Source organism: Lactobacillus paragasseri, from assembly GCF_003584685.1.
GTDB lineage: Bacteria > Bacillota > Bacilli > Lactobacillales > Lactobacillaceae > Lactobacillus > Lactobacillus paragasseri.
Genome location: NZ_AP018549.1, coordinates 1024915 through 1037058 on the forward strand (window position 1 = coordinate 1024915; position 12144 = coordinate 1037058).

At 33.9% G+C, this 12144-nt stretch carries 8 protein-coding genes, 1 riboswitch and 1 other annotated feature; of the genes, 1 reads left to right on the forward strand and 7 read right to left on the reverse strand.

The features are described 5' to 3' along the window. Positions 1–14: 14 nt before the first annotated feature. The 4 genes from mgtA to LpgJCM5343_RS05015 form a co-directional block, all read right to left on the reverse strand. Positions 15–2693: a magnesium-translocating P-type ATPase gene (gene mgtA / locus LpgJCM5343_RS05005; RefSeq protein ID WP_101890731.1), complete on the reverse strand. Its 2679-nt coding sequence runs from the start codon at positions 2691–2693 to the stop codon at positions 15–17. 75 nt (positions 2694–2768) lie between these two features. Then, a riboswitch (M-box (ykoK) riboswitch) is annotated at positions 2769–2935 on the reverse strand. A 103-nt stretch (positions 2936–3038) separates the two neighbouring features. Next, positions 3039–5549 (reverse strand): excinuclease ABC subunit UvrA, encoded by a 2511-nt coding sequence (locus LpgJCM5343_RS05010; RefSeq protein WP_077958905.1) that lies wholly within the window; start codon positions 5547–5549, stop codon positions 3039–3041. Between the two features lie 33 nt (positions 5550–5582). After that, on the reverse strand, positions 5583–5741 hold the full coding sequence (locus tag LpgJCM5343_RS09450; RefSeq protein WP_157955005.1) for a hypothetical protein: 159 nt from the start codon (positions 5739–5741) through the stop codon (positions 5583–5585). A 44-nt stretch (positions 5742–5785) separates the two neighbouring features. Continuing rightward, positions 5786–6403: a MerR family transcriptional regulator gene (locus tag LpgJCM5343_RS05015; protein WP_101890732.1), complete on the reverse strand. Its 618-nt coding sequence runs from the start codon at positions 6401–6403 to the stop codon at positions 5786–5788. A gap of 161 nt (positions 6404–6564) precedes the next feature. Here LpgJCM5343_RS05015 and uidA point away from each other — a divergent pair, with 161 nt between their 5' ends. Continuing rightward, positions 6565–8361 carry a beta-glucuronidase gene (gene uidA, locus LpgJCM5343_RS05020; RefSeq protein ID WP_113532389.1) on the forward strand — a complete coding sequence of 599 codons (1797 nt, stop codon included), beginning with the start codon at positions 6565–6567 and terminating at the stop codon, positions 8359–8361. 136 nt (positions 8362–8497) lie between these two features. Here the strand turns inward: uidA and bsh are convergent, their stop codons facing one another. The 3 genes from bsh to LpgJCM5343_RS05035 all read right to left on the reverse strand — a co-directional run bounded on the left by bsh (position 8498) and on the right by LpgJCM5343_RS05035 (position 12070). Further along, positions 8498–9475: a choloylglycine hydrolase gene (bsh, locus tag LpgJCM5343_RS05025; protein WP_077958902.1), complete on the reverse strand. Its 978-nt coding sequence runs from the start codon at positions 9473–9475 to the stop codon at positions 8498–8500. 184 nt (positions 9476–9659) lie between these two features. After that, positions 9660–11027, reverse strand: a complete 1368-nt coding sequence (gene brnQ / locus LpgJCM5343_RS05030) for a branched-chain amino acid transport system II carrier protein (RefSeq protein WP_101890733.1) — start codon at positions 11025–11027, stop codon at positions 9660–9662. A gap of 70 nt (positions 11028–11097) precedes the next feature. Further along, positions 11098–11341 (reverse strand) — a binding site (T-box leader). Between the two features lie 315 nt (positions 11342–11656). Next, positions 11657–12070: a cupin domain-containing protein gene (locus LpgJCM5343_RS05035; protein WP_077958900.1), complete on the reverse strand. Its 414-nt coding sequence runs from the start codon at positions 12068–12070 to the stop codon at positions 11657–11659. Between the last annotated feature and the right edge of the window lie 74 nt (positions 12071–12144).

Consider the following 12144-nt stretch of genomic DNA (forward strand, 5'->3'; position numbering starts at 1 on the left):
ATATTTCTTGTTAATTAAATCAAATATTTTTCTGATTTCAAATACCACTTCTTTACTAAAGTAGTTAAAGCAATATATAAGATTAACAAAAGAAATACAATTGCTAAAAAGTACATTGGAATTGGACCAAATTTTATTGCTTTAGCTATTGGTGTAATAAATGGTAAGACAGTTCCCACCACTGCCATCCCGATTGTTGCACAAGTAACAATTGCTGTAGCATGTTGCTTAATAAATGGTAATTTGGGATCTCTAAGTGCATGAATAACCATTTCTTGGGTCCAAAGTGATTCAATAAACCATCCTGTACAAAAGATGGCTGAGAAAATTAATTTTTGCGTTGCGCTAGCCGCTGCATAACTAGTTCCAGTTACTTGCGGACAAACCACAAAGAAAAGCAAAGCAAAAGTTATGATATCAAAAATAGAGGACGTTGGACCAAAGTAGAACATAAACTTCGGTAGCTTCTTTGTACTCCACTTTCTAGGCTCTGATAAATAATGCTTATTCATAGTATCAAATGGAATAGATAGGCAACTAGTTCCATACATCAAGTCTAAAATTAAAAGTTGAATTGGAAGCATTGGTAAGAATGGCAAAAACGAAGAAGCTACTAAAATTGATAAAATATTACCAAAATTAGAAGAAAGCGTAATTTTAATATATTTCATCGTATTGCCAAATACTTGACGGCCAATTTGTACTCCCTTTTCTAAAATCATTAAATCTTTGTGGAGCAAAATTATATCTGCTGACTTTTTAGCAATGTCCACCGCTGTATCAACTGAGATAGCAACATCTGCCGCTTTCATTGCAGGAGCATCATTGATTCCATCTCCCATATAAGCTACGGTATGACCATCTTGTCTAAGTAAGTCAATAATCTGAGCTTTTTGTTGTGGAGATAATTTTACAAAAACATCGCATGCTTGCACCATTTGTTTTAATTCAGCGTCAGTCTTATTTTCAAGGTCTTTTCCCTGATAAACTCGATCAATATTTAAACCTACTTGCTTCCCTACATTTCGCGTAACTGCTTCATTATCTCCAGTTAAAATTTTGACTGTAATGCCATCTTCTTTTAAGGCAGTCAATGCTGCCTTAGCACTGTCTTTTGGTGGATCTAAAAATGCTAAAAATCCAACTAAGATTAATTCATTCTCATCATCAATGCTAAATTCACCAACAGGAGCTGGATTCTTTTTATATCCTAAAAGAACAACACGTAAACCATCCTGATTCATCTCATCAATTTCAGTTAAAATTTTCTGACGTTGATCTTCATCAAGTGGACTTATTGCACCATCTATTTCTACTCTGTTAGAACAAGCAAGCATTTCTTCAGCAGCACCTTTAGTTACCAAAATATGTTCGTATTGCTGGTTCATAACGACAACGCTCATACGTCTTCTCTTAAAATCAAAAGGTATTTCATCAATCTTTTGGTAGTTTTGGTTAATTTTCTTTGTATCTAGTTCTCCTTGAGCAGCATCAATAACTGCTTTATCAATTAAATCTTTCATCCCTGTTTGATAATAACTATTCAAGTATGAAAGCTCTAATACTTTTGGCTTTTCTTCTAAGTTTAAATTATAGTGTCGTTCTAAAACCACTTTATCTTGTGTTAAGGTACCAGTCTTATCAGTGCAAAGAATATCAGCTGAGCCAAAGTTTTGGATTGAATTCATTCTTTTAACAATGGTTTCATGCTTAGCCATTTCAACAGACCCCTTAACTAAATTGCTGGTCACAATAACTGGCAACATTTCTGGCGTTAAACCAACAGCCGTTGCAATAGCAAAAATTAAGGCATTTAGCCAATCGCCTTTAGTTAAACCATTAATCAAAAACACTAGTGGTGCAATTACAGCTGTCATGATTAGTAATATTTTAGAAACATTTTTAATTCCAATGTCAAAAGTTGTCTCTTTGTTTTTATTCTGAATAAGAGTACGGGCCAGATTTCCAAAAACGGTTTTATCACCTGTAGCAAAAACGACGCCCATTCCAGAACCAGAAACAATATTTGTTCCTTCATAAAGGATATTTGGATAATCTAAGTAATTATCACTTTCTTTTGGCTTCTGATCTGCCATCTTTTCAACTGGACTTGACTCTCCATTTAATGAGCTCGCTGAACAAAATAAGTCTTTACTCTTTAACAAATACATATCTGCTGGCACTAAATCTCCAGCAGATAAATTAATAATATCACCAACTACTACATCTTTAGTTGGTAATTCCTTATCTTCGCCAGCTCGTTTAACATTTGTAGTTACAGAAACCATATTTAGCAATGAGTCAACCGCATCACTTGTTTTTACATTTTGAATAAAACTAGTAATTCCTGAAATCAGAACCATCATAATCATGATAATTACGGTACTCAAATCTTTTTGATCAGCTGGCACAAAAACATAGTTAGTTAAAAAAGATAAACCTGCTAAAAATAACAACACACCAGTAAAAGGTGTCATAAAAGCATCGATTAAAAAATGTAATTTTGGATGATGTTCTTTATTCGAGACCTCATTTAAGCCATCTTGCTCCAAGCGTTGTTTTGCTTGAACAGGATTTAATCCATTAATTGTTGTATGCAATTGCTTTAAGACTTCATTTTTTTCTTGTCTAGCAATTTGTTTAGCCAAAGTCGCATTAGTTACTACGCGATCTTTAGAGTTGAATTTTAACATAGTAATCTCTCCCTCTAAAAAATCGGCAAACAAACAAAAAGACCAACGCAAAAACTGCATTGGTCTTAATTTAGCGATTTATACTCGTCGTTCAGTTTTAACACTACGTAACGTGAAGTTTTTCAACTAGCTGATTGGGAAAAGCCTTAAGTCAACAATTCCTGTTTAACCCGTTGGCATCTCTAGATGTTGCTGGGCATCAGCGTATATTTACGTAGGAGTCTCACCTAACAGTTCATTTGCTTCTTTATTCAATTAACGGTTAATAGATTAAACAATTATTCTTTATTATTCAAGCATGTTTATAAATTCTTTACTTTTACTCTAAATCCATACATCAAATAATTAATCTAAGTTAAATTGTTTTAGATAATTAGTTAAATACTCTACAGTTAAACTTTGCGGATCTTTAATTAATTCTAGTGGTTGGCCTTGCGCTACAATACGACCACCATTTTCACCACCTCGTGGTCCCAGATCTAGCATATAATCTGCATTAACAACTAAATTCAGGTCATGTGTAATCGTAATAATAGTTGCACCTTGATCAAGCAATTTTTGCATGACTTCAACTAGGACTTTAACATCCAGGGGATGCAGACCAATTGTTGGTTCATCAAAGACAAATAAAGTATCGTCTTGCTTATGACTTAAGTGAGTCACTAATTTTAAACGCTGTGCTTCTCCACCAGATAAAGTTGGCGTACTTTCACCTAAGTGCAGGTAATCTAAACCAACTTCTTTAAGCAACTGCAAATCACGTTCAATCTTTGGCACACGCTTAAAAACAGGAATCGCTTCGTTAACATCAAGATTCAAAACATCCACAATTGACATATCATGCCACTTTATCTTTTGAATTCCAAGATTATAGCGGTCGCCATGACAAGTTGGACAAGTTTGCTGCATATCAGGCAAGAATTGAATATCTAAAGTAACAATTCCTGTTCCGCCACAAGTTGGACAAGCACCTTCTTTATTGTTGTAAGAAAAATAGCTTGGCGTATAATGTTTTTCTTTAGCCAAAGACTGTTTTGCAAAAAGTTTACGCAAATTATCCATAATTGAGGTATAAGTTGCAACTGTTGAACGCGTACTCTTGCCAATTGGTGAAGCATCCACGCTAACCACATTATTAATTGGACAATCAAAATTCTTAATTTGTTTAGGTAGTGGTTCACTTTTATCTTGTGCCTTAATTGCAGGAACTAATGAATCTAAAATCAAACTAGTTTTTCCAGCTCCAGAGAAGCCTGTCACACTAGTTAATTGATTCAAAGGAATACCTGCTTGAACATCTTTCAAGTTGAAGTAATCTTCTACTTCAAAACTAATTTGATCTGAATTAACCTGATCGCTAACTTTTCTAGCCATTAAATGTGCTTTTCCATTTAAATATGGTGCAATTAGTGACTGCTTATCTTTCTTAATTTCTTCAGGACTGTCTTGATCTAAAATTTGACCACCTTGTTCACCTGAACCTGGACCAATTTCAATAATCTCATCAGCAGCTTTAATAATATCAACGTTGTGATCAACAACTACTAAAGAATTACCCTGATCAACTAATTTGCGCAAAACTTTAATTAAGCCATCAACGTTAGCTGGATGCAAGCCAATCGACGGTTCATCTAAGACATATAAAACGCCAGTTGTTTCTGTACGTAGTGTTCTCGCTAATTGAATTCTCTGAAGTTCACCAGTTGATAAAGTGTTGCCAGCTCGCTCCATAGTTAAATAATCTAGTCCTAAATCAAGCAGCGGCTGCAGATTATTAAGAAATTCATTGATCAAAGAGCTAGCCATTTTATGCATATCTTCAGGCAATTTTGCTAATACTTCCTTACTCCAAGCTGGCAAATCCCCTAGCTGCATTTGCTCGACTTGATAAATATTTTTACCATTAACTAACTGCTTCAAAAGTTCTGGACGAAGACGCGTACCATGACAAACTGGACAAGTTGAATAAGTGAAAAATTCTGCAATTCTCTTTTGTGCACGTTCACTTTTACTGCTTTTAGCTGAGCGCAACACAGCCTGATGAGCATTTTCATACAATGCATTAAAATCATGGAAAACTCGACCAGTTCCAGACAAAAAGTCCATCTTATATTTTTTCTCAGGACCATTTAAGACAAAATCTTTTTCTTTATCCGTTAAATCCTTATAAGGAATATCAATCCTTACTCCAGCATGTTGAGCTACGCTTGGCATAAAGTTTCTTCCTGGCAAGCTCCATGAAGCAACTGCTCCGTCCTCAATTGATAAATTAGGATCAGCAATTAGTTTACTATCATCAAGCTGACGAACTTTTCCAGTTCCACCACATTCTTGACAAGCACCATCAGAATTAAAAGCAAAATCTTCAGCGCTTGGTACATAAAACTTAACACCGCATGTTGGACAAGTAATTTGTCCCATTTCTTCACCTGACTTAGACATAGCTTCCGCGATATCTAAACTTGGAGCTACGCGGTGACCGTTAGGACAAACTGGCGAACCTAATCTTGAAAAAATCAAACGCAAAACATTAAAAGTCTCGGTCGTTGTCCCAACAGTTGCTCGTTCATTTGGAATACTTGGACGCTGGCGCAAAGCTAAAGCAGACGGAATATGTTTAACCGAAGTAACGTCAGCTTGTGCACCTTGTTTAATTCGCCGACGCATGTAAGTAGACAGTGCATCTAAATATCGTCTTGAGCCCTCTTCATATAAAATTCCCATTGCTAAAGAAGACTTACCTGAACCAGACAAGCCTGAAATAGCAACAAATTTATGAAGTGGAATATTTACATCAATATTTTTTAAATTATGGACTCTTGCACCTTTAATTTCTATTTGAGTTGGTAATTCCAAATTAAACTCCTATCTAAAGCTTCAATTTCTTCTTTATTTTAAAATTTTATATGCTAAAATACCATTTTTTATTAAACCAAGTTTCTCAATGTTTAAGCCAATATTGAACTGCCACAAGTCATTGCCAATTTTTAAATTATTTTCTTTGGTATATTTTCTAATTGTAGCTAATCCCTTTTTCAATTCCTGCACCAGTATTTTCCACCTTAACAATCAAGTAATTGCCATCATTTTAACTAATAATCGGGATGTTGACTTTTTGATTGTATGATTTTTTTAATAATTCTAAAACCGGAATTGGCATAGGTATTAGCTTTTGCCTGAGGTAAATCCGTGATAAATCCAGATAAGTTCTTATTGGCCATAACCCCTGTACCAAGTTCTTGATAAAACTGATTACATGAAGAGGCAATTTCTGCTTCAGAACAATCAGCCTTAGGATCCGAACACCAAAAGTCGTGATCAGGTAAAAAACATTCTTTCACAACATAAAAATCGACATCAGTTAGTTGAAAGTTGTCATTTTCTTTTTGACGCAAAATAGCTAGGAGTTGCTTTAAATTTTGGATACGAAGTTCGATCTTATTCTTTAAAGAAATTAATTTTTTATTCAAGGCATCCCTGCTAGAACCACCCAAATAATCTTTAATTTCTTCTACCGAAAATCCTAAATCACGTAATCCCAAGATAAAACCAATTTGATAGAGTGGCTCATAACTATAGTAGCGATAACCAGTTTCTTCGATCTTCATTGGCTTAAAGACATCTTTTTGATCATAAAATATCAAAGTTCGTCTGGTAGTGCCTGCAAGTTTAGCAAATTCAGAAATTGATAATAATTTATCATTGGCCACTCTCAACATTCCTTTCTTAATTATTCTCTATAAATAAAATAAACTGTGACGCGAGGTTACAGTCAAGGGATTTAATTTATTAAACCATTTTCAAATCTATTTACTCTCCCCAAGCGTAAAATATAGATAAGAGAAAACATTACTAGAAAGGAAAATCATCTATGGAATCTGCACTATATCCAATTCAAAATAAATATCGGTTTAACACTTTAATGAATGGCACTTGGCAATTTGAAACTGATCCTAACTCTGTTGGTCTTGACGAGGGATGGAATAAAGAGTTGCCTGATCCTGAAGAAATGCCTGTACCAGGTACGTTTGCAGAATTAACTACTAAGCGAGACCGTAAATACTATACTGGAGACTTTTGGTATCAAAAAGACTTCTTTATTCCTTCATTTCTAAAGAAGAAAGAACTTTATATCCGTTTTGGTTCGGTTACTCATCGCGCAAAAGTATTTATTAATGGACATGAAGTCGGTCAACATGAAGGTGGTTTTTTACCATTTCAAGTAAAAATTTCAAATTATATTAATTACGACCAAACTAATCGTGTAACTGTTTTAGTCAATAACGAATTATCTGAAAAAGCTATTCCTTGCGGCACCGAAGAAATCTTAGATAACGGTCAAAAACTTGCTCAACCTTATTTTGATTTCTTCAATTATTCTGGCATTATGCGGAATGTCTGGCTCTTAGCACTTCCTCAAAGCCAAATCACTAATTTTAAACTAAATTATCAATTAGCAAATAATAAGGCAACAATTACCTACAATATCGAGGCAAATAATAATGCTGAATTTAAAGTAACACTTTTCGATAATCAAAAAGAAGTAGCGTGTGCTACTTCTAAAAATACTAGTAGTTTAACAATTAAGAATCCGCACCTTTGGAGTCCAAACGATCCGTATTCATACAAAATAAAGATTGAAATGCTCGAAGACGGAAAAACAGTTGACGAATACACAGATAAAATTGGTATCCGCACAGTTAAAATTGTGAATGATAAAATCTTGCTCAATAATCACCCAATTTATTTAAAAGGCTTTGGCAAGCACGAAGATTTTAATGTTTTAGGCAAAGCAGTTAACGAAAGCATTATCAAACGCGACTACGAATGCATGAAATGGATTGGCGCTAACTGTTTTAGAAGCAGTCACTATCCTTACGCCGAAGAATGGTATCAATATGCCGATAAATATGGCTTTTTAATTATTGATGAAGTACCCGCTGTTGGTCTTAATCGTTCAATAACTAACTTTCTTAATGTAACTAATTCTAATCAGTCGCACTTTTTTGCTTCGAAAACTGTGCCTGAATTAAAAAAGGTCCATGAACAAGAAATAAAAGAAATGATCGATCGCGACCAGCGTCACCCTTCAGTGATTGCCTGGAGTTTATTCAATGAACCAGAATCAACTACTCAAGAATCCTATGACTATTTCAAAGATATTTTTGCCTTTGCGAGAAAATTGGATCCACAAAATCGTCCTTATACTGGAACTTTAGTTATGGGTAGCGGTCCAAAAGTGGATAAGCTTCACCCACTTTGTGACTTTGTCTGCTTAAACCGTTATTATGGTTGGTACGTTGCTGGTGGTCCTGAAATCGTTAATGCTAAAAAGATGCTGGAAGATGAACTAGACGGCTGGCAAAACTTAAAGCTTAATAAACCATTTGTCTTTACTGAGTTTGGCGCTGATACATTATCTTCTTCTCATCGCCTTCCAGATGAAATGTGGAGCCAAGAATATCAAAATGAATATTATCAAATGTATTTTGATATATTTAAGAAATATCCATTTATTTGTGGCGAATTAGTTTGGAACTTTGCTGACTTTAAGACGAGTGAAGGAATCATGCGTGTTGGTGGTAACGATAAAGGAATTTTTACTCGCGATCGTGAACCTAAAGATATTGCCTTTACCTTGAAAAAGAGATGGCAACAATTAAATTAATATTTTAGTTTTTACAAATAATCGTGCTCAATTAAAAATAATCGATATCATTTTAGTTCATTTGATATCGATTATTTGATTATGGGCGCGATTTTTTATTGATTTTGATAATAATTTCTAACTAAGAAATGTTTCATTAATTTATGAAACTAATATCTTGTTTCTTAAACAAATCATATACAACTAAGTCTGATGAATCCAAATCTTCTTTGTTCATATCAACAGCACTAATTCTACTGTCATCATAGCAATTAAAGTACAAAATTCCTTTTTCCAGATTCATACAGCTAGTATACATCGTATATTCAAAACTATTAGGACCAACTTGATCCATCCCTTTTGCTTGTTCAACAGATTCTAAAATATGAAAGAAATTAGTAACATTTTCTACCTCATCACTATCTTTTGGTGCGTGATTCAAGGCAAAACATACCTTAACAAAACGTGATTCTGAATCCATCCCGCCTGGTAAGTGATGCGTACCTAAGCTACGACTATATAACTTAAGATTAACACCGGGTAAAAAATTATTATCAGGTTCGCCTGGAACAACTGAAGCATAGTTTGCCAAATTAGTTAACTGCTCTGGAAATAAAGGTGCGTTCGTCAAAGCATTTACTGGATTGTTATAAACATGCAAGCCCTTTTCATCTGACTCAACAACAATACTCTTACCAGTTTTATCTCCTACTAGCCAGTGAAGTTCTGAAGCTGGGGTATTTTTAGCAAAACTCACATTAGAAATATTTGCATTAGTTAGGCTTTCTTTGACTTGATCAACAGTTTCATAAGTAGCTAATAAATATGAAATAAATTCAAATGAAGCAATATTCTTTTTATCTGCTGCATTTGGAAAATACTTCCCTTGTCCAGCAAAGCTTAAACCAGCAACTCCCAATCCTTTTTCATTAATTGCATCGCAATATAATGGAGTATTGTCTGCTACAGCAGCTACACCAATCATTGCATAATGTGATTTTTCAGCTGGTAAATCGGTAAACTCGAATTCATAATTTTTTGGTGTAATAACCACTTTTTGACCATAAGCAATTTCATAATCAAGATTTCTGCCAAAATAATGGTCTTTAGGACTGTATAAAATTGATGTACACATATTAGATATCTCCTTTGATCAAAGCAATACTTTCACTTCATATTCTAAGCTTAAATGAAAAGAGATTACAATAAATTGATCTAAACAGATAATCAATACCAAGGTCACCATCTGCAATAGCTCCAATAATTGTATTACCTTTTTTACACAATACTGTAAACTTCGTATTTGATTATAAAGCACACTATTCGCTAAGTAGTCCTAAACGTTTTCTTACTTTTAATACATGACAAATCAATCCAAGGATTAAGCCCGCAATACCAAAAGTTAACCAACCAAAGCCCAAACTGAAAAATGGAAAATATTGTTGAGCAAACCCAAGTAATGTCTGCAATAATTGGCTGTCATGTAAGTTAGCCGGTAATGCATTTAACATGTCAAAGAATGCAGGAATTAGAGTCAGCGCAGTTGTAATCTGGTAAACAAGTCGGTCATGCTTAAATATTGGTGAAAGTAATCCTAAAATAATCAATGTGATTGCTAGTGGATAAAGAAACATTAAAATTGGTGTTGACCATGCAATAATTTGATCAAGACCCAAATTCGCAAATAGGAATGAAAGACCACAATTAATTCGCAAAAATGTTCGATATGAAATTTTAGGAAAACGACGATGGAAATCTTGTGAAAATGCAATTACTAATCCCATTGCTGAAGTCATACAAGTAATGGTTGCTAAAGTTGCTAAAATCGCATCTCCAGCAGTTCCTAAGTAATGATGTGAAATCTGAGCAAGAGTAATTCCACCATTTGCTGCTAATTTAAATTGATGTAAACTAGTTGCTCCCAACCAAATTAAAGCCAAGTATATGATAGCAACTCCTGCAATTCCTAGAAAACCACTTTTGGCTGTTTCAATTGAAACCTGTCTTGTCTTTTTAATACCTAATTCTTTAATTGCTGTAATAATAGTAATTCCAAATGCTAATGCTGCTAAACCGTCCATTGTATTATAACCTTGTAAAAATCCATTGGAAAAAGCATGCCTTGCATATGAAGCAGTTATAGCAGCAGTATTTCCAGAACCCAATGGATGTATAAATGCTAACAAAAAGATCAGAAACAGCAATAACAAAAACAAAGGATTTAAGACTTTACCAATTAAAGTAGTAATCTTACCTTCATAATTTGAAAAAATATAAACTAAACTAAAGAAAATTGCTGAATAGATTAATAGTCCCCAAGTATTAGCTGACTTAGATAAATAAGGAGCAATTCCGATTTCATAAGGAACAGTGGCTGTCCGGGGAGTTGCAAATAGTGGTCCTAAAGTAGCGTGAACAAGGATTAAAAAGATAAGTGCATAGTAACGACCATTCGGCAATGCAAGATCATAGATTCCATTTGACCTAGTAATACTAATTGCCAATAGCGCCATTAATGGCAGCAAAACTCCAGAAACAAGAAAGCCACTACTCGCTATGAGCCAATTGCTACCTGCTAATTGACCTAAATGAACTGGAAAAATAAGATTTCCCGCTCCAAATAACATTCCGAAAATAAGTGATGCAATAATCATTGACTGCCTAATACTCGCTTTTTTTATCTTCATTTTAATATTCCTTTCGATAAAAATTATATTAATACTAGGTATAAAAAAACGTCCCTATAAGCATAAAGCTTATAAGGACGTTATCACGCGTGTTACCACCTTATTTTAGAATAATATTACTATTATTCCCTTACCCCGTACATAGAAAAACTAGATACGTTGACGCTATAACGGGCGCACCCTCCTAAAGTTACAATTACTCTCACTTCAAGCACTCCTAGGCTACTTTCACTTTACTTCCCTATACCCACTCACACTAACTTGGGTTCGCTGACTAGTTAAAGTAAAGCTAATTTCCTATTCTTAGTGGTTATTCATACCATTTATTTAGTAAGTATATTACATAATAAATTAAACAAAGTCAATATTATTCTAACTTGTTTTTAATTTTATTCTTTTTTCTAATATCAATTGACTCCAGATGATTAGACTTATATTTGTAAGCAAATTTAAAATCAGCACAAACAACTATTGATCTAATAACAGCTAACAGTAATAATTTCTCATTAGTTAAACAATACTTTCAAAAATAAAAAAATCCTCTTAAAGATAGACATGTAAAGTTTTATCTTCTTTAAAGAGGAATTTTTCGGTTTAATTATAATTTACATATTGAATTTTCCGATTAATCAGTCTAATTTATCATATTCTTCATCAGAAACAGGTTCAAGCCATGTATTCTTACTGTCGCCTACCATCACAACAACATGAGCAAACCAGGAATCTTTTGTAGCTCCATGCCAATGCTTAGTATTTGGATTAACAATTACCACATCTCCTGGCAGCATCTTTTGTGGAGCTTTGCCTTCTTCTTGATACCAGCCTTCACCAGCTACAGCGATTAAGATTTGCGGCACTGTGTGCATATGCCAATTGTTTCGACAACCTGGTTCAAAACTTACATTATGAACTGCAGTCTTAGCTTCTTTACTTTCTGCTAAAGCCTTGAGGTAACTTGTACCCTTAAAGAATTTTGCAAAAGCTTCATTTGAATTACCAAATCCAAAAACACTATTTTTTACTTCTTCTTCATTTTTTGCCATATTATTACCTCATTTCTAACTTTGCTTTTATTTTAGAATAGAAATAACATCATGCAAAATATTTATTTGTAATA